This window comes from Streptomyces tatrensis (genome assembly GCF_049310065.1).
GTDB lineage: Bacteria > Actinomycetota > Actinomycetes > Streptomycetales > Streptomycetaceae > Streptomyces.
The window spans coordinates 1-23,307 of record NZ_JBMDLB010000002.1 but is presented as its reverse complement, the minus strand read 5'-3'; the positions used below and the strand labels follow the sequence as shown (position 1 = coordinate 23,307).

The following is a 23,307-nucleotide window of genomic DNA, read 5'->3' as shown; positions in this document are numbered from 1 at the left end:
GTCGTCACCAGGCCCTCCGGGTCCCCGGCAGCTTGAATGCCGGGGACCCGGAGGGCCGTTGTGCTGAGACGGTCAGCGCGGAGCAGCCCAGGGTCAGACCGCCGGCTCCTGCGCACGGGCAGTGCCGGGGCCGTAGGTGCGGGCGAACCGGGCGCCCGCGGCCAGCAGGGCCGTGACGTCCGCGTGGGTACGGTGCTGTCGCTCCGACCACGGCGTGGCGCGGGCGGTGTCCGATCCGGTGTGGGCCCGGATGACCAGGTCCAGAACGTCGGACCCGATGGAGGCGGTGTCCGTGTCGCCGTCTCCGCCGGCCTCCCCGATGTGGCGCAGGGCGGTGGACAGGGTCCGCTGCGGGTCCTGGCCGATCTCGTCGCGGACCACGCGCAGGAGAGCCCTGACCATGGCCTTCACCGTCATGGAGTCGTCGTCGGCGAGGTCCGCACCGTTCGACCAGTCCTTGCCGTGGTCGTAGGTGCGCTTCCAGCCGTCCTTGTCGAGGAGGCCGATGGTGGCCTCCAGGTGGCGGGCCACGGCCTCGCCGGAGGACTCCTCACCGGACGGGCCGGTCCACAACGGCCGGTAGGAGTCGGCGGCGAGCTCGTCGGCCCTGCTCAGCGTGGGGTCGGTGAACACGGCAGCGGCGGTGGTCGGGGCGTTCGTCGTCGTGGGCATGCGAGCCTCATCTCGGTTCGGTGGGTCCGGGCTGTCCGGCTCCCCTTCACCGCCCGGCCCGGCCGCCGAGGTTCGGCGCCGGAGCGGGCGGTTCAGGCAGCCGTCAGGCCGAACGCGCGGTACTGGGGGAACTAGCCAGGTCCGCCCCCTGGAGGAGCACGGCGGCGTTGGTCTTCCCGCCGCGGGCCGTGCCGCCGATGAGCGCGTGTGCGTTCGTCAGCCGGAGCGGCAGCGCGGTGTCCACGGCGCCGGTGGGCCGGTGCGGGGGGACGATCCGGCCGTCGGGGAGCAGCTCACCGGTGTCGTCGAACAGCACCAGGGCGTTGCACAGCAGGCTCCAGCCCTGCTCTGGGTGGGCCGCCACGACCTGTGCGGCCTCGCGGTCCGGGCTGGCGGCCGACGGGCACTTCGGGGTGTGCGTGCACAGCGAGTCCGGCAGCGTGGTGCCGGTCGGCGCGGTGTCGAGCGGGGTGCTGGTACGCATGGGCTCTCCTGCGGGGGTGCGGGCCCGAGACTCTCCCGGGCTGGAGGCGTGCGAAAGGCCGGCCGCCCGTGGTGCGGGCGGCCGACCTGGTGGAGCGGCGTGGTGCGGGACAGGAGTTGGGTTTCCGTCCTGCGGGGCGGGCTGCTCAGCCGCGGGTGCGCCGGCCGAAGTCGTGGTTCTCGTTGGTCCTGCGGACGTCGTCCTCCAGGCGCTTCTGGTCGGCGTCGCTCACGCCGCCGACCCGGCCTTCGCGTTCCGGGCCCGGTTGCGGGCGGCGCGGCGCTTCATCGCCCGCCTCTCGTCCTCGGACAGGCCGCCCCAGACGCCGGAGTCCTCGCCGGACTCCAGCGCCCACTGGAGGCAGTGCTCCATGACCGGGCAGCGGCGACAGACGGCCTTGGCTTCCTCGATCTGCAGGAGTGCCGGGCCGGTGTTGCCGATGGGGAAGAACAGCTCGGGGTCTGCCTCTTCGCGGCAGATCGCGTGGTGTCGCCAGTCCATGCCGGTCACCGCCCCTGTCCGCTGGAGGCCGTCTCGGCCGTGCGGGTGAGGAGCGAGGGACGGGTGTATCCGGTCGCCACCATGTCGGTGAGGACCCGGCGCGCACGGCGGCCGGCCTGGAGGGCGCGGCGGTCGCCGTCGGCGACGAGGTGCCGCACGAGCGAGTGGAAGGAGTCGGTCTCGTCGCGCTCGGGGCCGAGGTCGGTGTCCTCGCGCTCCATGTCGTCGAACTTTCCGGCTCGCGGTGCGGGCGGCATCAGGGAGCGTGCCATGCTGATCTGCATGTGGGTCGTCCTCTCCAGAAGGTGACCGGCAAGACAGCGCCGGGATTAGGCCCCCGGGGCTTGTCGCGATCGCTCCCCCCGTGGGGGAGTTGACTGCTGTACGAGCAGCCACGGCCCCGGCCGCCCCGCAGTAGAGGGGGCGGCCGGGGCCGTGGGCGTTCGTCTCGCTGTCCGAGTCAGAACTGGATGCGCATCCAGGCCGGGAAGCGGCCGGCGCACCGACCGCAGTGGGTCCGGCGGAGGACCTGGCGCCATCCGGCAGCGGCGGCGCGGACGAAGTTCAGCTCGGTGGTCCCGCAGTTCACGCACTCGGGCTGCACAGGAGCCCCTTCCGCCGGACGACCGTTACAGGCGTGCCTGCCCAGCTCGGCCTGCCGCCGGTCGTGGCGTTCCAGGTGCTCCGGCTTCAGCGGGAGCTGGGGGCCATCAGCCGGGCGCTCCCCGTCCGGAAGCTTCTTCCGTGCGGCGTCGGTGTCGCCGACCTGCACCTGAACCGCCTTCCAGTCGGCCACACGGCCGGCTGGGGTGCGCTCGGCACGAGCCCGCAGGGTCCGATCGGTCTGCGGACTGAATGCCTTGGCCAGCACCGTGGTGGCTTGGCGACTGGAGGCTTCCGTGGCGGCGTCGGTCAGGGCCTGGCGCCACTCGGGGATCGTCATGTCGAACTCGATCCGGCGGTTGCTGCTCCGGCAGTGGAGTGCGGCGGCGACGTCGGCCTTGCCGGTGTGATGAGGGACGAGCTTCTGAACCTTGCTCTGCATGCCGGTGATCGGCACCCAGGTCCCGCAGTCCTCGCAGACCAGAACGGCCTTGAGCGGGTCGCGGAGGTCGATGTGCGACGGCAGGATCTGGGAAATCTTGATGGCGGGGAGGGCGCTGACCCGCTTCGTGCGGGTCCGGCGGAGACGTTCCTTGGCGGTGGGCACCGCGGCGGTGATGGACATGCGGGATCTCCTCATGTGCGAAGGGGTTGGGATGCGTCGCGGTGCTCTCTCCGCCCGCCAGGCTGCACGGGAAGGTCCCGGCGTCCTGACGGACGGACAGCGCAAGCGCTGCGACGTGCACTAGGAAGTCGAGAACCCGGGGATTTGCTCTTGCCATCAACCCGGCCCCCTCTTGCGAGGCGGACAACTTCCTACGGTCTTGAGGCTGGCGGCGTGCCCAAAAGTGCAGGTACAGCGCCAGTTACGCCCTGCATTCGGCTACTCACCGCTTGCTGGCGTACTTCGATTGAACCTTGCTAACCCCCCTCGGTCAACCTGTCTAGCTAACTTGTTTTCCAGACCAGCTCTGACCTGCTGTTTTATGGCCCACGTTAAACGACCGCGAGTCTCGGCTTTCGAGAAACAACTAGACATGCGATGCTGTGCGAACCGGGCAGCGAGATCCGCTGACCGCACGATGCGCATGAGAGGGGGAGCAGTGGCCACCAAGCAGAAGGAGCCCGGGAAGGTCGAACGGATCGCATCCGAGATCCGGGACCGGATCGAGCGGGGCGCACTCGCACCTGGGTCGCGCCTGCCTGGCGTGCCTCAGCTCCAGCAGGAACACGGCATCGCCTACCAGACCGCGCGCGACATCTACGGCCTGCTTGAAGACGAGGGCCTGGTCTTCTCTCGGCGCGGCAAGGGGACCTACGTCTCGCTGGTGATCGACAAAATCGTGTCGGACCGGACCAGTCGGTACCTGCCTGGCTTCCGTGAGGCCGGCGGCGCCGTCGGTGCCTTCGAGGCCGAGATGCGGGCGAAGGGTTTCGACTTCAAGAACGTCGTGACCATCGCCAAGGACGTGCCGCCGAAGAAGGTCACCGGCATCTTCGAGATGCACCACCGGGCGAAGACCCTCAAGCGCGAGCGGATCATGTCCGTGTTCCTGCCCGGCAACACCGAGGCGCTGGAGGTCGTCCAGGTGGCGACTTCCTGGTTCCCCCCAGACGTCGTCGACGCCTGTCCGGCACTCACTGAGATGAAGCCCGGCGTAGGCGGCAGCAAGAGCCGCATGGCAGAGGCCGGATTCGCGCAGGTGCGCCTCCGGGAGGAGATCGAAGTACGGTCTCCCACTCCTGAAGAAGCGGCAGCTCTCGGAATCGCGGCCGAACAGGCCGTTATGGAGATCACTCACAAGGGGCTGACAGCCGAAGGCCGGGTCGTGGAGATCTGTCTGCACGTGCTGCCACGCGCCAAGTGGCGACTGGCCTACGAGTGGGCCATAGACACTCCGGGTACCGGCTGACCAGCGAAAAACACCCAAACGTCCGTCAAGACAACAGCAGGGAGCATTCAGCACATGGCTAGCAACCGAATCGACGACAGCGGCGTGATCCTGCGGGACGCACGCACCCGGTACACCACCGACCAGCGCGAGGAGAACGGCGCCCGCGGCGCGTTCGACGCTGAGCTGCGTCGGTCCGGCCGCAGCCCTCGTACGGAGGTGACCGTCAGCCGCGTCGCCGCGCCGGCGGATGTCGCGGAGCTCCTGGGCGTCGACGGCGAAGTCGTCGTGAGGGCTCGGGAGATGTTCGACGGTGAGCGCGTCATCCAGCTCGTCACCACGTACATCCCGGCCGACGTCGCGGAGGCCGCCGGCATCGAGCAGGTGGAAACCGGCGTCGGCGGCATCATCAGCCGCATGAAGGAATCCGGCTACGACCAGGGTGACACCGCCATCGAGGACATCGAGCTCCGCGAGGCGACCCCGCAGGAGGCCACGCGCCTCGGTCTGCCCGAGGGAGCTGAGGTCCTGACCATCAACCACATCGGCGCGACGGCTGATGGCCGCGTCGTCGAGGTAACCCAGCACGTGCTGGGGAAGGGCTGGAAGTTGCGCTACGCCGCTCCTCTTGCCTGATACACCCCCGCAAGCGGCGTCCCGGTTCCGCCGGGGCGCCGCAGCCGGCCCCTCTGGACTCCTGGGAACGGACCCCCGCATGAACGAGCAGCGCCTCACCGCCCCCGAGCTGGTGGACGAACTCCGCAGCTCCCTGGATACGAACACGGGGTGGATTCCTGCGCTCTCGGGCACCGACGGACCGAACGGCCTTTCCGCAGGCGCCAGCCTCACCGAGGTAGCGGAAGCGCTGCGGGACTTCGCCACCGCAGACATCCCGGCCTCCGTCGCTCGCCAGTTGAAGCGCGCCGCCGAATCGGCAGCGTCGGCCCTCGCGGGGAACGACAGCAACACGTACGGGCACCTTGGGACGGCGTACGCGTACGTGCTCCAGGCCCGACGTGCTGCCTCGGAGATCACGCCGTAGAACGCAAGGAAGATCCGCTGATTCCGATCCCCATGACTGCAGCGAAGGAGGAGCCGTGGAGCACCATCTGCTGCACTCGGCGCTTCTCCGATTCGCCATCGCCGGACGGAACTCGGCATCCGCCGCTCGCCTCCCCCTGGGACGTGGATCGACTCGTGTGAACGGCACACACCGTGCGCCCCTTGAGACGCTGCGCAAAGTGACGACCACCGGTGACATCCGGAATGTCACCGGCACTTGTCACCTCCGCGCGATCAAGGGGCCGTGCCATGCTCGGCCGCAGAAGGGCCGGCCTCCGCTCGGGCATCACCCTGTCGGGAAGGCTGCGCCGCAGGTCCGTACGGGGAAGGGGATCGGCGATGACTGACGAGCGTCCTGACTGGGCTCGCCGGATGGTGGAGGAGCGCGCAGCGCGTGACTGGTCTCAGACCGACGCGGTGCGAGCGCTGATGGTCCGCCTCCCCGACGACCAGGTCGTGAGCGAGCAGGATCTGCTGCGGCAGTGGAAGCGCTGGGAGGCAGGCGCCGCCCAGCCGGTGAAGTACAGGTCGGTCATCGCTCAGACCTTCGGCACGACCACCGGCGCGTTCTTCCCCGAGAAGTCACGCCGGGACGGACGCGCGGAAATCTTGCAGGTCAGCGGAATGGACACCGTCGACATCATCGCCCGGCTGCGCGCCTCGGACGTGGACGTCGCGACGCTGGACGCGCTGCGGATCACGGCGGACCGGCTGTGCTGCGAGTACGCGTACCTGCCCGCCGACCAGCTGCTCCTGGAGGGCAAAGCGTGGCTGGCCCGCGTCGTCGGCCTCCAGCACCAGCGGGTCAGCCTGGGGCAGCACCGCGAGATCATCGCACTCGCGGGAAAGCTGTCGCTCCTGGTGGGCTGTGTCGAGTACGACTCCGGTCGGCCCCGCGACGCGGAGGCCACCCGGCAGGCCGCACTGATGCTCGGCCAGGAGGCCGGGGAGCTGAGCGTGCAGGGCTGGGCGCACGAGATGAGGGCATGGTTCGCGCTGACCCGGGGCGACTACCGCGGCGTCATCGCGGCCGCGGAGGCCGGCATCGCTGTGGCGCCGACCGAGAGCGTCGCCGCGCAGTTGTACGCGCAGAAGGCCAAGGCATGGGCCCGGCTGGGCGACCGGTCGCAGACCGAAGTCGCGCTCGACAAGGGACGCCAGATCCTCGAACTCCTGCCGTACCCCGAGAACATCGAGAACCATTTTGTGGTCGACCCCGCGAAATACGACTTCTACCGCATGGACGCATACAGGAAGTCCGGCGAGAACCGGCTTGCGGAGCAGTTGGCCAACGAGGTCATCCGGGCGGGTACGGATTTCGACGGGACGGAGCGGTCGCCCATGCGGATTGCGGAGGCTCGCGTCACGCTCGGGGTGGTCGCCGCGCGTGAGGGTGACCTGGACACCGCTCTCGCCTACGGGGAGCGGGCCCTGACGGGGGAACGGAAGTCGCTGCCCAGCCTCGCGATGGTGGCCGCCGACCTCGGGCAGGCCCTCCAGACGCACTACGGACACGCGTCCGAGGCCCAGGAGTTCGTCACCCATCTCCGCGAACTGCGGGGTGGCCAATGAGCTTCCCATGTGGCGGGCAAATTACGTCGCGCTTCCTGTCTGGCGGGCGCGGCATTCCGGGCACCTCGGACGCTTCGCGAATTCGTCCCACAGTTCTGTCCGGTCGTGCGGTTAGGCTGTGCCCAGAAGTGATCCATAACGACGAGAACCCCAGCGACCGGGCATGGTCTGCTGGGGCTTCTCGAACGGGGCTAAGCCTCGTTGGGCGACACACCTTGATGGGAGGTGCTCGCGGGATGAAGGTTACCCGCCTGCGTGGAACTACACGCGCAGCTACGCCGTTTCATCATCGCGATGATCACGCCATCGGGTGCGCCTTCGCGTATGCCGACGCCGGCCTTGGGATCAAGGGGGTCGGGGTGACGTAGCGCCACCGGCCGCGCGCGCCAAATGAGTGGACTGCAATCCACTTCGGCCTCGCGCGGCCCTTCGTGCCGACCAGATCAACATCTAGGTCGGCCGCCCAGTCCCCGGTTCCAGCCGGTTCTGGGCTCCAGCTCATCGAGCTGGGTCTTCACATCACAGCACCGCCCGGTCCGCGAGGACCAAGCAGCAACACAACGCACGCAGTGGCCCCCCTGCAAGGGGGCTGCTGCATCGCAGTACCGCAGTGGCCCCTCTGCAAGGGGGCTGCTGCACCACAAGCAGTACCGAAGTACCGCCACCGTTCCGCCGGCCCCGGCAAGGGCCTTTGGAACATCCGTTCGAATCACGCAAAGGAGAGAGGACTCGCCTCTGGTTCTTCGTCCGGTGCCCGCTCCTCACGGAGGGGGCGCCCCGCCAGTCCGAACCGGTCCCCGTCAGGGGGTCGGCCCTTGTTGATCTATATGGAAGGCGGTTAACGCCATAGTGCACGAGCTCGGGTCGTCTTGTCAGGTCGACCACGACCAGGTCAGTACCCCCTGTGGGGTGATTACCGCAGGTTGTGGTGTCCCCTCCATTGGGAGTGTGACGTACATCACACTCCTTGATTGTCACGCAGATGCCGCTGAGTCGGCGGACCTCCTGACCTCGGGGATGAGCGAGGAAGCGGCGTCGGCCGCCTCGCTGGACCACCGCGTCGACGGCGTCGTCGACAACTCCGACGGCGACGTCCGCGAGGGAGCCGTCCCGTGTGGCGGGACGGGTTCCAAGATTTCTTCCCGCCGTGCGGGAGGGGCGGGGGGTATTGGCGCTCGCCGGGCTCTGTCCACAGGCCGTCTGGTGCAGGGTCAGCGAGTGGATGACGGATCGCGCGTTTTGGCTGCTCAGGGAGGTGTCCGCTTTGGCGTGTACACCGGCCCGATGACGACTACACAGACGGCTACGGCCCTTGAAGCCCTCACTTCTCCGGTCGGGACGGTGGGCCGATGATCGCCCTGGCAGCACCGGCCGCCGAGCTGGACCACCTCTTCGACGACTGCGTCGACGGGGCCCTTGCGATTCCCGGGCAGCGGAGCGCGCTCCGGTCGGTGCCGGCCTCCGGGAAGCCGGGCGGCGGCGGCCTGGACGACCCGCTGCGTCTTGGCCGGACGATGCGGCTGCGGCTCCTCGCCGCGGTCCAGGCGCTGCTGGCGGACCCGGCGATCGCCGGGCTGAAGGACACGCCGAAGCTGGCCGCGGTGGTGCTGTACGCGAAGTCGCGGGCGCCGAAGGGGGAGGAGGACGACCTCCAGACCTCGATCTGGGGCGCGGAGCTCGGTCGGTGGATGGGCGTGAAGGAGTCGACGGTCCACCACAAGGTGCTGCCGGTGCTCCGCGGCTCGGACGCGGTGCACACGCAGGTGGTGCGGGACGGGAAGGGGCACCCGACCGGGCTGGACTGCCTGGTCATGCCGCTGTGGCGCGCTCATCACGGTGGGGGAGCGGGGCACCCGCTGGCGCTGACGAAGGCGGAGCTGGCGACGCTGCTGCGCCTCCTGGAGGCGTTGTTCGGGCACGGCTGGACGCCGAAGAAGGGGGAGCCGACGCCCCCGGGGCTGCTGGCCGGCCGTACGGGCAAGGGCGCGGCGACCGACCGGCTCGGGCTGCTGCTGATGGTGCTGAACACGAGGGCGTCGGGCTGGCTGCAGCTGGTCGGCGGCTCGGTGAAGAAGCGTGAGGGACGCGGGGCGGCGACGCTGGCCCGGCTCCTGGGCTGCTCGCCCTCGGGGGCCCGGAAGGTTCTGGCCCGGCTGACGGAGGCCGGTGTCGTGGCACGGCAGCACCGGGAGACGTCGACGCGGATGCGCGGCCGGGCCCGGGTCATGCTGCTGCCGGTCGCTCGCGCGTACGGCCGCTCCGTGGCCTCTGTGGAGGCTGTTTCGGGGTCCGGGTCGGTGTTTTCGGCGCGTCCTGATGGTGCGTTCGGAGATCATGCTCCGGCCGGTACGGACGGTGCCCTTGGTACGTCTGGGATCGGCGGTGCTGGGGGCCCCGGAAAGGCGGCGGATCAGGAGCGTCCCGATGGTGCACAGCTCCACGCAGACCACGCTTCTGGGGTTACTGCCGTAGTTCCCCCGCAGCTTGATTGTGGTTTTTCCGGCGAAGGCCGTGGGGCTGAAGGCCGTCGGCCGGAGCGCGTGTGCGCGGGCGAGGACCAGGCCGTCGACGGCCAGGCCGACGTCGCCCGGACCGGGTCGCCGGTGGCGGAGGACGGCCCGCTGCGCGGGGAAAAGCCGAAGGAGTCCCCGGTCGATGAGCAGGTGGGGCAGCGCACTGCCGGGGCTGGCGCCGGTGGCCGGCCGAAGGCCGCGGGGTGGGAAAAGGCGCAGCAGCAGAAGCGGGTGGCCCTTCCGGCTGATCTTCGTCTGCGGGTAGCCCTGGGGCCGGTCTCGTGGCTGTGGGAGCGGCTGTCCGGGTGGCAGCAGGACCAGGTGGAGGCCGCCGCGAAGGCGGAGCTGGCGCACCTGGCGGGCCTGGGCGTGGCGCCGGAGGGTGCGCCCCGGCTGCTGGCCGACCGGCTCACCGACCGCCTGGAGGAGACCGGTGGCGAGGCTCTGGTCACCGGCCCGTACGGGTGGCTGATCCGCCGGGGCCTGCCCCAGCGGCCGGCCTGCTCGCACCGCAAGTGCGACGACGGGATCCGGCTCGACACTGGGGAGGACTGCGAGAACTGCGGCAACGTCCTCCACCTTCGCCGGGCCCGCCGCGCCCGGATCGGCGCGGACATCGACCGAGAGCTGCCCGGCCTGGCCGACGGCGAGCGCCGCCGCGTCCTCGAGGAGCGGCTGCGCGATCAGGCCGCCCTCGACGCGGAGGACCTCGCCTGGCGCCAGGAGCAGGCCCGCGCGGAGCGGGCCCGGCGCGATGCCGCCCGTGCGGCGGCATCCGAGCAGGCGGAACGCGACCGCCAGGCCGCGGCCGCTGCCGACACGGTCCGCCAGGCGCTGGCGTGCGAGGACTGCGGGCGCGGCCAGGCGGCCGGGCTGTGCGAGGCGTGCGACCTCCGCCGTCAGACCGAGGCCCTGATCGGTGAGGCCGGTTTCCTCGCGGCGGCCGGGTCCGCCGACCTGAGCGACCTGGGCAGCGTCGCGGCCGCCGTGGCCGGGGCGCGTACGGCCATCGGTGACAGCACCGCCGCCGCGTGGCAGGAGTTCCTGGAGATCACCGACATGGCCACGCTGGAGGCCGATCCGCAGGCCGCTGCGGACGCGTACGCGTTCCTCGCGGTGCAGGCCGCGCAGCAGGCCGTCGGCGAGTACCAGGACAACGCCCTGGTGATGCTGGGCCGGACGGAGGAGGCCGAAGCCGAGGCCCGGCGGGCGTACAGGACCGAACAGGGCCGCCACTGGTTCAAGCACAACCCGAACGGTGCGGATGCCCGTGCGGCAGCGGCGAAGGCCGCCGACGAGGCCCGGGAGCGCGTGGCCGAGCACCTGCTCGCGGCGCGGCTGGAGCAGCTGCGCGAGCAGCAGGCGGCGCGCACAGAGACGGTCGCGGTCGCGCCGTGGACGGACCGGTTGCCGGAGCTCGCCGCACGTCCGTTGGACGGCGGTACGTCCGGGCCGGTGATCGCGTGAGTGCCGAGCTGAGCGGCGTGGATCTCGCGCGCCAGGCTCTGGCCGCGGCCCGGGAGGCGGCGAAGAAGAACGGTGCCGCCCAGTCGAAGAAGCCGAAGCGGCGCACCGGTACCGCCGTTCCCCGTGACGGGCGCGAGCCGCTCGGGCTCGGCAGCGCGATCAGCCGGATGATGACCGAGCGCGGCATGGTCGTCCCGGCCGCCGGCGGCAGCGTCCTCGCCCAGTTCGACGCCATCCTCGCCACGGCCGCGCCCGAGCTCACCGGACGCGTGAAGGCGACGGCGTTCGACGTGGAGAGCGGCCGCCTGGACGTCGCCCCCGACGCTCCGGCCGTCGGCACGCAGCTGCGCTGGAGCGCGCCGAAGCTGATCGCGGCGGCCAACGAGAAGGTGTCCGGCGCGAACGTCCGCACCGTTCACGTCCTGGCGCCCGCGAAGGCCGGTTTTGCCGTGGCGGCCGACGCCCCGGCCCCGGAGGCGACTGTGCCTGCCGTGCCGGTGGAGCGCCGGACGCCGCCCGAGGGGTATCGCCGTGCGATCGAGGCCCACCGGCAGGCCGCCCGGCCGTCCCTGGTGGACCCGGCCATCGCGGAGGCGGTGGAACGGCAGTCCGCCGCGATGCGGGAGCTGTCCCGCCGGGCGTTCCCCGAGCCGCCCACCGTGCCGGACGATGCGCCGGCCCCGATCGACCAGGCCCGCGTCCAGCGCCGCCGCCAGGCCGCGGCGACCGAGGCGGCCGCGCTGCGCCGGGCGCGGCAGGAGCGTGCGGGCACCCTCGTTCCGCAGGCCGTGGCACTGCGCACAACGGCGTGAACGGCCTGTCCGGACGGCGCGTGGGTTCGTGGTTTCACGCGGGAAACAACGAGCTCGGCCCGGGGGGCCGGTGCCGCTTCTGGGGGCGGCCGTACGGGGCCTGCACTGGGCGAGGAGTTCGTGCGGGGTCAGGGGCTCTGCGTGGTGGCGGGTGCGCCGTCCAGGGAGTCCAGGAGTTCACCGAAGGTCATCTTGGGGTCGCCGTACTCGAAGGTCATGCCAGCAGCCAGCGCCTCCCACCGGCCGGTGCTGCGGCCGCAGTGCTCCAGCAGGATCGTCAGCGCGACCGCGGGTTCGTTGCGGGAGAGGATCTCGTCGGCGGGGATCTGGCGCAGGTGCTCCAGCGTGTGGTGCCGGGACTTGAGCAGGGCCCGGTAGACCTCGGAGCGGGCGAGGATGTCGTCGGTGGCGGGGGAGTCGAGCCAGGACTGCAGGACGGCTGCGGGATCGGGGTGCTTGTCCAGTTCGTCGTCGCCCAGCAGCCGCAGTACGCCGTCGTCTTCGTCCTCGGGGGCCGGGACGGCGGCCGCCGCCTCCACGAGCCAGGCCGGGCCTTCGATCTTCTCGGCGATCCAGGCCAGTTCGGCGGGGTGCAGCATGTTCAGGGTGTCGGTGACGGCGGCGTGCGGGGTGTGCGGGTTGGCGGCGAGCGCGGCCAGGATCTCGGCACGGCGTTGCTCGTTGTGGCGTTCCAGCAGCCGGGCCGGGTGGTCGTGGTCGGCGGGGAGGTTGCCGTCGTAGACGCGGATCAGGGTCCGGCTCGGTGGGTGGGAGACGACGGCCGGCTGGTCCAGGGTGGCGAGCTGGGCGCAGGCGCCCGCGAGGTGGTCGGGGTTGGTGCTGAGGAGGGCCAGGTCCTCGGCGAGGTCCCGCACCCGCCCCTCGAACTCGTAGTCCGTGTCCTTCTTCTCGGGCAGGGTCAGCAGCTGGCCGCGGACCACCGCCTTGTCGGCGGCCTCGGCCAGCTGCTCGGCGGCGAGGTGGGCCAGGCGCGGATTGGTGTCCACGCGGCGGGCGATGTGGTGCAGGGTCCTGCGGGCGGTCACCTTCGGATTGGGCAGGTCGGCCAGCTCGGGCAGGCACAGCGCCGGCAGGCAGGCCAGCAGCAGCTCCTCGCTGAGCGCGGGGGCCGGATCGGCGGCGGGGAGTTCTTCTTCGGGGTCCTCGCCGGGCAGGTAGCCGGCGGCGCGGGTGCGGGCGTCTTCCGCGGCCTGGATCTCGGCCTGGTCCAGGAGCAGGTGCTGGACGGCCGCCCCGAGCGTGGGATGCGTGACCAGCTGCGCCCACCGTTCGGGGCACCGGGCGAGCATCGCCCAGGCGCTGCGGCCTCCCATTTCCATCGACCAGTCCTTCCCGTACGAGGACATGGCCTCCCAGCCCTCTTCGGGTTCCGGGTGGAGCAGGTACGCGGCCAGCGGGGTGAGGGACGCCTCGAGGACGGCGTCGAACAGGGCCTGCGGCACCGGCGGGGGCGGCACGGTGCCTTCCTTGCGGGTGTACCGGTCGGGGTCCCAGTCCGCCACGACCCGCTCCACCTCGTGGTCGGCGAGGCGTGGCAGGAGCCCGATCGCGGCCTCGACCTGCCCGGGGTGTCGGGCCAGGCCAGCGACCAGGCCAGGCCACAGGCGGCGGTGTCGCAGGATGGCGGGCACGTCGTCGGCGGTCACCGTGCCCTCGACGGCCAGGGCGGCGAGCAGCTTCTCGTCACCGTGGACCAGGAGTCGGCCGCGCAGCCGCTTGGCGGAGGTCCGGGCCAGCAGCGCGGGCAGCGCCGCCTTGAGGGCTTCCTCCCGCCACTGGTCGCCCCGGGCGTCGAAGCCGTCCGGACCCATCGCCGGAGTGCTCAGGGCCTCGATCACCGTCTTGAGGGCCTCCTTGGGAAGGTCCTGGCTCATCGCGAGATTCCGCCACAGCGGGTACGTACGGGCGTTGACCATCCTCGGATCCCCTCCCACACCTGACCCGGCGTCATTGCCCGGTCGCCATCCGTGAAACGACCGTACGGCGCGCCCGGGTCTGAGCGGGCAGGATCCACGAAGTCAACTCGGCTACTCGTTCGCGGTGCAGGGCGATCCCGTGGGCCGCGGCCGGCCCCGATGAAAGCCCGCAGTCTCCAAACCAGTGCGGCGGCGCGGTTCAGATGGCGGTGTCCGTCTCGCGGAGCTCCGGCTGCGCGGTGTCCTCGCCGGGGACGGGCACGGCCTGGTCGTCCTCGGTGGACCACAGGGCGCGTCCGAGGAAGTACAGGCCGACCATCCCGGCGTAGATGAACATCCCCCATCCGAAGATCAGCATGAAGACGTTCGCGTCGCTGCGCGGGGAGCTGTAGGCGACGCCCTGCATGGTGGTGAACAGCCACGGGAACCACGCGGAGCGTACGAAGCCCGGGTCGGCGTACCGGCCGCCGCCCCGGCGCCACGCGAGCAGCGGGACCGCCGCGAAGCCGACGCTGGCCAGGCAGTACATGAGGGCGAAGAAGTCGTTGGCGATGAACTGGTGGCCGTTGGTGATCCCGAGGTAGGCGACCCCGGGCAGGAAGAGCGCGACCGGCACCCCGAAGCCCAGCACGTCGCCACGGTTGATCTTCGCCACGCTGTCCCCCTGCTGTCTACGTCTCACCCGGCACCGTACCGGCCGCGTGCCGCCGGATTCGCCGATCGGCAGGAAGGGCCAGGAGGGCGGGGCCGGCTACTCGCGGCGCGCGAGCTCCTCGGGCGCGGGCACGTGCCGGGTGACGTGCGGCTGGCCGCTGTAGTCGACGGTGATCGTGTGCCGCAGGACGTCATCGTCGGCGTCGTAGAAGATCTGCTCGATCTCCAGGCAGGCCCGGTCGGTGGAGATCCCGAAGTCGCAGGCCTCCTGGTCGTTCACCTGCCGGGCCCGGGTGCCGGTGACCATCCGCACCGTCCCGGCCGGTGCGCCCGGCGGGAGCTCGACAGCGCCCAGCCGCGCCCGTGTCGACCACGTCTGTGCCTCGCTCTGATCCGCCATGGTCGCCACCGTAGCGAGCGCGCCCGGCCGACGGGGCGGTCTCTCGGCAACTCGACCCGCCATCTATAAGTCTCACACGGCGTTTCCGCAGGTGGAGGGGGTGCGCGATGAGCCTGTCAGGTGTGAGCCAGGGACTCCGGCACCCCTTCGAACCGTCCATTTTCCACCCGCCAAAGAATCCGGATGGGTTAAAAAAATGGGTTAAACGCTAGGGTAAACAGTGCTAGGGTGGGGGCACGAAAGGAGATCCACATGGCATCCGAGGAAGAGCTGTTCGCGAACATCGACGCGCTGCTGGAGGAAGAGCCGCAGCTCCCGCCCCCGGCGGAGCGCGCCCGGCTGCGTGAGGCCGCCGGCATCACCCAGGCCCGCCTCGCGACCGCGTTGAAGTCGACCGTGCAGACGGTGAAGAACTACGAGAACGGCCGCTCCGAGCCGAAGTCGCCGCGCCTGGAGGCGTACCAGCGACTGCTGAACGGGTGGGCCGCGAAGTACCCCGCGCACGCCGTCGCCGCTCCGGCCGCCGCGCCGCAGCCGGTGGCGGTGCCGGAGACGTTCACCGGTCCCGCCCCCACCGAGCCGGAGGCGAAGACCGCCGCGCCGGTGGAGGCGCCCGCCGCCCCGGCAGCCCCGGAGCGCCCGGCCGCCCGCCCCGCGACCACCTCGCGCCGACCGGCCGCGAAGAAGGCAGCCGCGCCCGCGCTGGACCCGCGGTTCCCGAACGGTCCGCTCGCCGTCCTCGATGGCGACGGCTCCGCGTACGGCGTGGGCGGCATCGTGCTCGACTGCCCGGCGACCACGGTCGTGGAGCTGGTCGAGTGGACGCTGCGCGAGGCCGGCCTCGGCGCGCCGAAGCTGCACCGCAACGGCAAGGACGCCGACCCCCTGATCGTCCTCACCGCCGCCGCCGCCGTGAAGCTCGGGCTGCCCGAGCGCCTGGAGGACCGCCGCGGGCTGCGCCTGGAGGAGGACCACCCGGTCGTCAAGCAGGTCATCAAGGCGAAGTGGCAGCTCACCCAGCGCGGTTTCGGCCCGTGGGCCCGCATCTATCGCGCGGCCACCGGCGCCCAGCGCCAGTGCGTGCAGCTCGCCATCCTGCCCTGGGACGCGCTCGACACCCGCTCCTGGCCCGGCGTCGCGGACATGGAGCCGGCCGACATCGCCCAGGTCCTCGGCCTCTACGCCCAGCGGGTCAGTACCCCGCGCGGCAGCACCGCCGTCTCCGGCCTGGAGCTGATGACCGCGCTGCGCCCGCCGACCCGCCCGGTGCGCGACGAGGAGACCGGCAACTGGGTGTCCGGCCACAACCCCGGCAGCCTCGGCACGGAGCCGATGGACCCCGCCCCGCCGGAGGGCCAGATCGAGCACCCCGCCGTCTTCAACATCGGCTGGAAGGGCGGCTTCCTCCGGGAGGAGGCGTTCCAGTGGGTGCGGTCGGTGGAAACCCTCACCGACGAGGAGTGCCTCCTCCCCTACGCGGTGGGCCTCGACCTGAACACCGCCTTCCTCGCGGCCGCCGCCCGGCTCACGGTCGGTTTGTCGGCCCCGGACCACTTCGTCGGCCCGACCTTCAACCCGAAGATCCCCGGGTCCTGGCTGGTCGACCTGTCCCATGTCGAGATCGACCCGCGCCTGCCCTCGCCGTTCACCCCGGACGGCACCCACCCGACCGGCCCGGCCTGGTACCAGACGCACACCGTCGCCTACGCCCAGGAGCTCGGCTACAACGTCGAGATCCTGGAGGCGTACCTGCGCCGCGAGACCGGCGCGTACCTCGACCCGTGGCACGACCGGCTCAAGGACGCCTACGTCGACACCCTCGCCGACATGGGCGTCACCAAGGACCTCACCGACGCCCAGTTCCTGGCGGCAATGGAGCAGCACAAGCAGGTCGACCCGGTGCTCACCGCCGTACTCGCCGCGGTGAAGGGCACCATCAAGGGCGGCATCGGGAAGCTGTTCGAGAACCCGCAGGGCAAGGGCCACAAGGACGGCGAGCCGTGGCCGGCCATGATGCGGCCGACCTGGCGCCCGGACATCCGCGCCGCCGTCATCAGCAAGGCCCGCATCAACATGCACCGCAAGCTGGCGAACATGGCGAGGATGACCGGCCTGTACCCGCTGGCCGTGCTGTCCGACTGCGTCGTCTACCCGGCCCCCAGCGCCAGCCCCCTCGACTTCCTCCCGTACGCCGCCAGCGGCAAGCCGCAGCCCGGCGCCTTCCGCCTCGGGCCCACGCCGGGCCTGGCGAAGCTGGAGGGCGTCCAGGAGATGGCGTGGGCGGTCGACCTCATGGAGAAGGGCCTCAACCCGGCCCGCCACATCAAGGGCGGCGACGCCGTCCTGGACGAAGGGGAGTAACCGGTGGGGGAGATTCAGGACGCCATCGAGCGGGCCGACCGGGAGGGCTTCACCCGCGAGCCGCCCAAGACCCTCCAGGGCCGCATCAACTACCTGCTCAAGCAGCTGGGGACCACGAAGGCGGTGGCGGCGGAGCTCGGCATCACCGCCGACTCCGTCAACCGCTACCGGCGCGGCGCCCGCAAGAACCCGCCCAAGGACATCGCCTCGAAAATCGACGACGCCGTCCGCTCCCGCTGGCAGCCCCAGGTGCGCAAGCGCCGGCACAAGAAGGCTGCCGCCACAGGCATCAAGGTGGAGACCCGGGCCCGCTTCGGCTACCACTCCTCGGAAGGATCGACGGACGACGGCCGCTTCCGCCGCCTCACCGTCAAGCTGCCCGCGACGTACGCGCAGCGCCTGTTCGACGCTCGCGAGACCGGGGCCAGCGACCAGGAGATGCGTGGGATCATCGCCGAAGGGTTTAAGGAAGTCTATTTCCAGGACAATGGCGGCCGCGCTATGGGACTGTCGGACGTCGCCATCAATGACATCGACTACCTCGATCTCGAATACTGAATCGGAGCGGAAAGCATGACCACGCAATTCCCGCCCATCAGCGCTACAAGAGCTCGCTGACCGCTGTGGACGACGAGGCCGTACGCCTGGCCACCGGCCGCCGCTACACCCGGGCCCTCAGCCCCGCCGCCTGACCCCGGTCGGTACACCACGGGCCGGGCCCCGGCATCGCAACTGCCGGGGCCCGGCCCTCGTGCCGCCGCTCACCCCGTAGGAGGGATCTGCTCATGACCGCATCCACCGCGATCCGGCGCGCGTACGGTGAGGTGACGACCCGCCGGGAGGACCAGATGAGCGCGCAGCCCGACCACGCACCCGTCACGCCGTATGCCCCCGCACCCGGGGCGCCGGCCGAACTCCTCGCCCAACTCCGTGCCGACCGGCGCGCGGAGAAGTGGGTGCCGGCCTTCGAGCGAGAGTGGGCCGCCGCCCTCGAGGAATCCCGGCGCACCTTCTCCCTGGCCGGGCTCTACGAGGTCGTCCAGGACTGGCAGGGCCGCATTGCGCACGCCCCGGCCGTCGACGCGTTCGTCGCCTCCGGCTACGACGACAGCGACGCCGTCGACCTGGCGGAGCTCCGCCGCCGTCGCGGGTGAACCCGTCGCCGTACGCGGTCCGCGTCTCCGCCTCGGCCGCCAAGGTCCTCGACGCGCTGCCCGAGCACGCGGTGGACACCGTGTGGGACATCCTCGCTGCGGCCGCCGCAGACCCGTGGGGCTTCCGCCAGTTCGACACCGACGACGAGGAGGGCGAGGACGTCCGCTACGCGGCCGTCGGCCAGCTCTCCGTCACCTTCTGGATCAACCGGCCCCTGCACAGCCTGACGGTCCTGAACATCGTCTGGCTCGGGTAGCCACCCGTGACAACGGCCTGACCCCGGCATCGCAACTGCCGGGGTCAGGCCGTTTCCGATCGTAGCCACGCCCGTATCCACCAGTAGCCACCCTGGCGGCAACGCGTATCCGCGCGCAGTTGTCACCAGGCGCCGCGGGGGCGGTCGGCCCCGAGCTGCACCTCGCGCCGGCACTCCGGGCACTCCGGCAGACCCTCAACCCGGCGCGGCCGGTCGTCCTTCGCCCAGCTGAACCCGCACAGCGCCGTGTGCGTGACGCCCCGGAAGGATTCGTCCTTGGTGGCGTGCGAGCCGTAGCCCGGCACCAGCCAGGTGAACGTCGCCTCCCCGTCGTACGGGGCGCCCTTCGGCCAGACGTACACCGCCTCGGTCGTGGTGCAGCGCATCCGCACATCAGGCCCCGTCCAGCGCTTGCCGTACCGGAGCTCCGAGCTGGCGTCGACCGCGTCCGCGAGGCGCTCGAAGGACAGGTCGTAGTCGTTCATGTGCTTCCACTTGCCGGGTGGCTGCTCGCGCATCAGCTTGCGGAACATCAGCAGCAGCCGCGCCAGGTCGTGCTGATCGACCCGGACCGTGTTCGTCTCCGCGTCGTGGCCGTACGTCGGGTCGTGGGGCTTCTTCGGCATCGGTCCTCGTTCGCGTCGCTCCGGCGGCCAGCACCCGCCACAGGGCCCGCAGGGCGGCCTGATGCTCAACGACCCGGGCCCGCCGGAGCCACGCCGACTTACGCCGTCCGTGCGCCGGCCGAACCCGCGTGGGCCTCGCGTCTCAGGCTGGCGGCGGCGTCGCGCCGGGCAGCTCCCCGGCGAAGTCCCACCACTGCTCGATGGTCCACACGGCCGCGCTGGAGCGGTCGGTGGACATCCGCAGCCACACTTCCTCGCCGCCGGGCATGAGGGCCACCTCCAGGTGCGGGTCGTCCCAGGTGCCCAGCGGGTACATCCACTCGATGCCGTCGGGCCACTTCCGCATCGCCACCGTGCACACGCTCAGTGCCGCGGCGAAGGCGTCCATCGCGGCCTTGGGTATCCGCACCTCCGCCGGCTCCCGCTCGATCCCAGCCACCCGGCCCCCCTGCGTCGTGCGGCAGGACACGCGCCCGCCGTCGCAGATCAGCCTGCCAGACCCGCCCACCCCGCCATAAGGCGACAACATCCGTTGTCGCCAATCCGGGTGTCAGCTGTGAGGTCTATATGCCTCACACCCCGTTTTCCCAGGTAGACGGGGTGATCTGTGAGCCTGTGAGTCTGTGAGGCGGGGGCTCGCGGCCGCACTTCCTCGCGCCCTGGTGGTGCCCGCCGGCGCGGAGGACGATGGAGTCGTGGGCGAGCACAACGAGGACCAGGAGCACGGCGCCGAACCGGCGCGGCCGCCGCTCACCGCGGCTCGCGCCCGGGAGATGACGGCCGGGCTGCGCAAGGCGATGGACGACGTCCGGCGCTCCGTGGCGGTCCTCGCCGCCCGGGTCCGCGACGCGCACGCCGCCCGGATCTGGCTCCCACTCGGGCACAGCAGCTGGGAGTCGTACTGCGCCGCGGAGTTCGGGATCAGCCGCGCCCAGGCGTACCGACTCCTCGACGTCGCCCGCGCTCTCAACGCGATCCACGGCGCCGTCGCGGCCCACGCCGATCCGTCTCGCACGCGAGACACCGGCCCGGCCGCCGCAGCCGCGCTCGACTACGGCCTGTCCCAACGCGCCCTGATCGCCGTCTCCGGCCGTACGGACGCCGTCGCGGAGCTGATCACCCACCGCCTCGCCACGCTCGCCCACAGCGGCCTCCACGCCCTTGATCAGGCCACGGTGCGCGCTGTGGTCCGCCAGGCCGTCCGCGACATCCGCACCGCGCCACCCTCGCCGCCCGCCGAACCGCCGGCGGACCCGACCGTCGCCGAGCTGCGCCGCGTCGTCGACGACCTCGCAGCCAGCAGCCACGCGATCGGCGAGCTGATGCTCGAAGTCGCGCCGGCCTACCTCTCCGACATCGAGGCCGCCGACGTCCTGGCGCTGCTGTGCGAGCAGATCGGCAAACCCCTCGAACACGGTCTCGCCGCCCGCCGCTACGCGATGTCCGGCGACCGCCGCGCCCTGCACGGCACCGTCCTGTGACCGCTGCTCCTATGAGCCACACACCCCGTTTCCCCTGGTGGGCGACTGTGCTGTGAAGGTGTGAGCCTGTGAGGCAAGGGCCTGCAGCAGGGTCCACGTGCTGCTCCTGGTGGTGGTTGTCGAAGGGCAGCAGCACCAGTGACATCGGATGCAGCACGGTGGTGCAGCACGGTGGTGGTGGGAGGGCAGCAGCACGGTCTCCTGGGTGCAGCGCAGCATTTGCATGGGCCAGGCGGGACAAGGCTGCTGCTCGGGCAGCAGGCCAGCCCCGGCCGGTGCAGCAGACCGGAGCTGCACCGCCCGCTGCCGACTGCTGCTCCGGTCCTGCTGCACGGGTAGCAGGACCGGCCCCGGCCGGTGCAGCACGGCCAGCTGCTGCCCGCTGCCCGAGACTCTTGCTGCAAGCCCCAGATGGCAGCAGGTTGCCCTGCTGCTCCACGACGGCGGAACCGTGGATCGCAGATCTGCGATGTTATGCGCGAGATCTATGCGCGGCTGCTGCATACAACGCGACGTCCGTGCTGCTCGCTGTCCCTTCCACCTGGGGCTTTCCCCTCCAGGGGAACGATGTACGCACTCGCCGGGCCACTCAGCGCGTGTCCTGGAGAACCAGAACAAGACGGTTCCCCTGGTGATACCGACACCGGCTCCGTGCTCGCCCCCAAGAAGCGCGGGCGGGCCCGTGGACATGAGTACGGCGCCACACCCGAGGGTGTAGCGCCGTGGTGCCGAGGCCCGGCGGTGGTCAGCGGACGCGCTTGAGGCGGGTCGGCTTGGTGATGGGGGTGACGTTCCCCTTGGCTCTGGCTTCGGCCTTGCGGGCTTTCTCGTCCAGGTGGAGCTGGAAGCGGCGTTCGTACTCGTCCTCGAAGTCGCCGACGTCCAGGCGCATGTCCCGGGGCAGGGCCTTGACGGCGCGCTGCTGCTCGCGGGGGTCGTTGAAGGCGGCGATCATCGGGTGGAGCTGGAAGCGTCCGCGGCGGACCACGGTGACGAGCCGGGCGGCGACCAGGTGCTGCATGGCCCGGCTGATCACGCCGCGCTCCATCGCGAGGCCGGCGGCCAATTCGTCGTGGGTGGCGACGACCAGGCCGCCCGGCTCCTGCTCGCTCATCATGTGCAGCAGCAGCGTGTAGGCGGTAGGAGGCAGGCGCGGCACGTACGCGAGACCGTTGAAGCTGCCCCACAGCACGTTGCGGCGCGGCATCCATTCCTCTGCGGCAGCGGACGTCATGACGTGGCCTTCCCTTCCCCATCCGACTCCTTGCGCACTTCCAGCTTCGCGCCCGGAGCGGCCATCGCCCGGAACGCGTCGGGCGCGTCCGGGTCCTCCATGATCTCGCGCAGCAGGTCCAACTGCTCCACCCTGTCCCCCATACCCGCCTTGGCGCGCTTCTTCTCGCCCTTGCGCGGCTCCCTGAGCCCTCCTCGCAGCGAGGCGGCCGGGTTGAGCTGGTAGACGCCCCGCTGGACCTTACGCAGCGCCCCGTCGGCCTCCAGGACGTTGAAGACGCGGCTGATGTGAGGCCGGCTGTATCCGAGATCGGCGGACACATCCTCGTGGGTGGCCTCGATCAGCCCGCCGGGCTTCTGGGAGCCCATCAGGTGGAACAGCACCACGAGCACGAACCGGTCGGCGTCGTAACGGACAGCGGCCCAGCGCATGAACTCCAGGCTGTCCATGGAGAACGCCTCGCCGATGAACCCCGTGCTGGAGCCGACGGGGAAGACCTGGGCAGCATGTCCGGCGGGCAGCTCAAGGGTGGAGCCGACGGACCGGTTGTACGCGGTGGGCGGCGGCTTCGGGCGGCGCCGGCGACGGGACGGCGCATCGGGCAGCTTCGGCGCTGCGCTGCCGTCCAGGGGCCCTGAGCTCATGGGGTTGCTGCCTCCTTGATCGTCGTGACGTCAGCACCATAGCGGAGATCCGTGGCAGTAGTGCCACCAAAACGCAGCAGTGCCAACACGAAAGTCACCCGTACGTCAGCCCTGGACTGACCATCGGGTCCGAGGCGACTCCGAGGGCACCGCTGACGCACCGTGCGTAGATCCGTGGCAGTACTGCCACGAAACGATGTTGATGGGTCAGGACCGCCTGACATCCCGACCGAGATATGTCAGTCCTGGGCTGACATATCTCTCCAAGCCCAACGCCGTGACCTGCGAAAACGTGCAGCTCTTACCTCTAGAGCGTGCGCGCGCGTGATACCGGATCTCCCCACCGTGATCAAGTACCGCCACGCCGTGGGATCCGCCCCTCAGCAGCAGTATCAGAACCCGCCGCACGGACCCCGTCGTGGCGCGCGCGGCTTCGCGTGCGGCGCCGCGACCCGGTGCGGGTCGTGGACGGCAGCAACGGCTCTGAGTCTCGGGTGGTGCCAGCTGTGACGATCAAAAACTCGGAAGCGTGGCTGGCGCCGGCGGGTGGTTCCGCCGCCCGGCCCCGGGGGGCCGTTCGGCTCCGGTACCTCCGCACGTCGAATTTCGACGCTCGCATACTGGGGCTTCCGTTCTGTGGCTAAGCTATTCATGGCCACGTGGTTCTGAATTCATCGGGTGAGTTTCAGGAAGGGGTTAGGGGTGGTGCAGTGATGACCCAAACGCTACACACCCGTACTACCTGATGCATCATGCTGGCTGCACGTTCGCTCACTCGGGTGATGCGTGGACCTATTCCGCCCCACGGTCGCGGATTTGCGTGTATGCTGGCGGGGCATTGATGGACGCGAGCGGCCGGTTTTGAGGATGGGGGAGGGGTTCGGGTGGAGCGCAGCGGAGCCCGTCACTGCAATGGGGCCGGCACCCGATCGGGCCGACGGTCCGTCACTCCCGTTGCTGGGGTGGTGGGCAGTAACCTCA

General features: G+C 70.9%; 22 protein-coding genes and 1 pseudogene. 11 read left to right on the top strand and 12 right to left on the bottom strand.

What is annotated here, in order from left to right; all coding sequences use genetic code 11:
• Positions 1 to 93: 93 nt before the first annotated feature.
• From ACODT5_RS00350 to ACODT5_RS00330, 5 genes and pseudogenes are all read right to left on the bottom strand, one after another.
• On the bottom strand, positions 94 to 672 hold the full coding sequence (locus ACODT5_RS00350) for a DUF6197 family protein (RefSeq protein WP_422517106.1): 579 nt from the start codon (positions 670 to 672) through the stop codon (positions 94 to 96).
• 244 nt (positions 673 to 916) lie between these two features.
• A pseudogene (locus ACODT5_RS00345) lies at positions 917 to 1,099 on the bottom strand (DUF5999 family protein); the annotation flags it as partial.
• A gap of 285 nt (positions 1,100 to 1,384) precedes the next feature.
• On the bottom strand, positions 1,385 to 1,657 hold the full coding sequence (locus ACODT5_RS00340; RefSeq protein ID WP_422517105.1) for a WhiB family transcriptional regulator: 273 nt from the start codon (positions 1,655 to 1,657) through the stop codon (positions 1,385 to 1,387).
• A gap of 5 nt (positions 1,658 to 1,662) precedes the next feature.
• Positions 1,663 to 1,941 (bottom strand): hypothetical protein, encoded by a 279-nt coding sequence (locus tag ACODT5_RS00335; protein WP_389710780.1) that lies wholly within the window; start codon positions 1,939 to 1,941, stop codon positions 1,663 to 1,665.
• A gap of 176 nt (positions 1,942 to 2,117) precedes the next feature.
• Positions 2,118 to 2,885 carry a hypothetical protein gene (locus ACODT5_RS00330; protein WP_422517104.1) on the bottom strand — a complete coding sequence of 256 codons (768 nt, stop codon included), beginning with the start codon at positions 2,883 to 2,885 and terminating at the stop codon, positions 2,118 to 2,120.
• Between the two features lie 478 nt (positions 2,886 to 3,363).
• Between ACODT5_RS00330 and ACODT5_RS00325 the strand changes: the two genes are divergently transcribed.
• The 6 genes from ACODT5_RS00325 (at position 3,364) to ACODT5_RS00300 (ending at position 11,578) form a co-directional block, all read left to right on the top strand.
• Entirely contained in the window at positions 3,364 to 4,173 is an 810-nt protein-coding gene (locus ACODT5_RS00325) for a GntR family transcriptional regulator (RefSeq protein ID WP_422517103.1), read from the top strand.
• A gap of 54 nt (positions 4,174 to 4,227) precedes the next feature.
• Positions 4,228 to 4,788, top strand: a complete 561-nt coding sequence (locus ACODT5_RS00320; RefSeq protein WP_422517102.1) for a UTRA domain-containing protein — start codon at positions 4,228 to 4,230, stop codon at positions 4,786 to 4,788.
• Positions 4,789 to 4,867: 79 nt separating this feature from the next.
• Complete coding sequence (locus ACODT5_RS00315) at positions 4,868 to 5,194, top strand: hypothetical protein (RefSeq protein WP_422517101.1); 327 nt, start codon at positions 4,868 to 4,870, stop codon at positions 5,192 to 5,194.
• A gap of 359 nt (positions 5,195 to 5,553) precedes the next feature.
• Positions 5,554 to 6,786, top strand: coding sequence for an NsdA family TPR-like regulatory protein (locus tag ACODT5_RS00310; RefSeq protein ID WP_422517100.1), 1,233 nt, complete (start codon positions 5,554 to 5,556; stop codon positions 6,784 to 6,786).
• A gap of 1,349 nt (positions 6,787 to 8,135) precedes the next feature.
• The gene (locus ACODT5_RS00305) at positions 8,136 to 10,766 is read left to right on the top strand and encodes a hypothetical protein (protein WP_422517099.1); all 2,631 of its coding nucleotides are present in this window, start codon (positions 8,136 to 8,138) and stop codon (positions 10,764 to 10,766) included.
• Entirely contained in the window at positions 10,763 to 11,578 is an 816-nt protein-coding gene (locus tag ACODT5_RS00300; protein ID WP_422517098.1) for a DUF721 domain-containing protein, read from the top strand. The genes ACODT5_RS00305 and ACODT5_RS00300 overlap by 4 nt, the downstream gene beginning before the upstream one ends.
• A gap of 128 nt (positions 11,579 to 11,706) precedes the next feature.
• Here the strand turns inward: ACODT5_RS00300 and ACODT5_RS00295 are convergent, their stop codons facing one another.
• From ACODT5_RS00295 to ACODT5_RS00285, 3 genes are all read right to left on the bottom strand, one after another.
• A complete protein-coding gene (locus tag ACODT5_RS00295; RefSeq protein ID WP_422517097.1) occupies positions 11,707 to 13,515 on the bottom strand; it encodes a hypothetical protein in 1,809 nt (602 codons plus the stop codon).
• A gap of 199 nt (positions 13,516 to 13,714) precedes the next feature.
• The gene (locus ACODT5_RS00290; RefSeq protein WP_422517096.1) at positions 13,715 to 14,170 is read right to left on the bottom strand and encodes a hypothetical protein; all 456 of its coding nucleotides are present in this window, start codon (positions 14,168 to 14,170) and stop codon (positions 13,715 to 13,717) included.
• 96 nt (positions 14,171 to 14,266) lie between these two features.
• Positions 14,267 to 14,569, bottom strand: a complete 303-nt coding sequence (locus ACODT5_RS00285) for a hypothetical protein (protein WP_422517095.1) — start codon at positions 14,567 to 14,569, stop codon at positions 14,267 to 14,269.
• A gap of 252 nt (positions 14,570 to 14,821) precedes the next feature.
• Between ACODT5_RS00285 and tap the strand changes: the two genes are divergently transcribed.
• From tap to ACODT5_RS00265, 4 genes are all read left to right on the top strand, one after another.
• Positions 14,822 to 16,930: a telomere-associated protein Tap gene (gene tap, locus ACODT5_RS00280; RefSeq protein ID WP_422517094.1), complete on the top strand. Its 2,109-nt coding sequence runs from the start codon at positions 14,822 to 14,824 to the stop codon at positions 16,928 to 16,930.
• A 3-nt stretch (positions 16,931 to 16,933) separates the two neighbouring features.
• A complete protein-coding gene (gene tpg, locus ACODT5_RS00275) occupies positions 16,934 to 17,488 on the top strand; it encodes a telomere-protecting terminal protein Tpg (protein ID WP_422517093.1) in 555 nt (184 codons plus the stop codon).
• Between the two features lie 290 nt (positions 17,489 to 17,778).
• Positions 17,779 to 18,084 carry a DUF6247 family protein gene (locus ACODT5_RS00270; RefSeq protein WP_422517155.1) on the top strand — a complete coding sequence of 102 codons (306 nt, stop codon included), beginning with the start codon at positions 17,779 to 17,781 and terminating at the stop codon, positions 18,082 to 18,084.
• Positions 18,081 to 18,341 (top strand): hypothetical protein, encoded by a 261-nt coding sequence (locus ACODT5_RS00265; RefSeq protein ID WP_422517092.1) that lies wholly within the window; start codon positions 18,081 to 18,083, stop codon positions 18,339 to 18,341. Before ACODT5_RS00270 ends, ACODT5_RS00265 begins: the two co-directional genes overlap by 4 nt.
• Before the next feature lie 122 nt (positions 18,342 to 18,463).
• Here the strand turns inward: ACODT5_RS00265 and ACODT5_RS00260 are convergent, their stop codons facing one another.
• Positions 18,464 to 18,967: a hypothetical protein gene (locus tag ACODT5_RS00260; protein WP_422517091.1), complete on the bottom strand. Its 504-nt coding sequence runs from the start codon at positions 18,965 to 18,967 to the stop codon at positions 18,464 to 18,466.
• A 142-nt stretch (positions 18,968 to 19,109) separates the two neighbouring features.
• The gene (locus tag ACODT5_RS00255) at positions 19,110 to 19,406 is read right to left on the bottom strand and encodes a hypothetical protein (RefSeq protein WP_422517090.1); all 297 of its coding nucleotides are present in this window, start codon (positions 19,404 to 19,406) and stop codon (positions 19,110 to 19,112) included.
• A gap of 256 nt (positions 19,407 to 19,662) precedes the next feature.
• Between ACODT5_RS00255 and ACODT5_RS00250 the strand changes: the two genes are divergently transcribed.
• Positions 19,663 to 20,448, top strand: coding sequence for a hypothetical protein (locus ACODT5_RS00250; RefSeq protein WP_422517089.1), 786 nt, complete (start codon positions 19,663 to 19,665; stop codon positions 20,446 to 20,448).
• A gap of 745 nt (positions 20,449 to 21,193) precedes the next feature.
• Here the strand turns inward: ACODT5_RS00250 and ACODT5_RS00245 are convergent.
• Together ACODT5_RS00245 and ACODT5_RS00240 are read right to left on the bottom strand one after the other, a co-directional pair.
• On the bottom strand, positions 21,194 to 21,682 hold the full coding sequence (locus ACODT5_RS00245) for a hypothetical protein (RefSeq protein WP_422517088.1): 489 nt from the start codon (positions 21,680 to 21,682) through the stop codon (positions 21,194 to 21,196).
• Positions 21,679 to 22,326, bottom strand: coding sequence for a helix-turn-helix domain-containing protein (locus tag ACODT5_RS00240; RefSeq protein WP_422517087.1), 648 nt, complete (start codon positions 22,324 to 22,326; stop codon positions 21,679 to 21,681). The genes ACODT5_RS00245 and ACODT5_RS00240 overlap by 4 nt, the downstream gene beginning before the upstream one ends.
• Positions 22,327 to 23,307 lie beyond the last annotated feature (981 nt).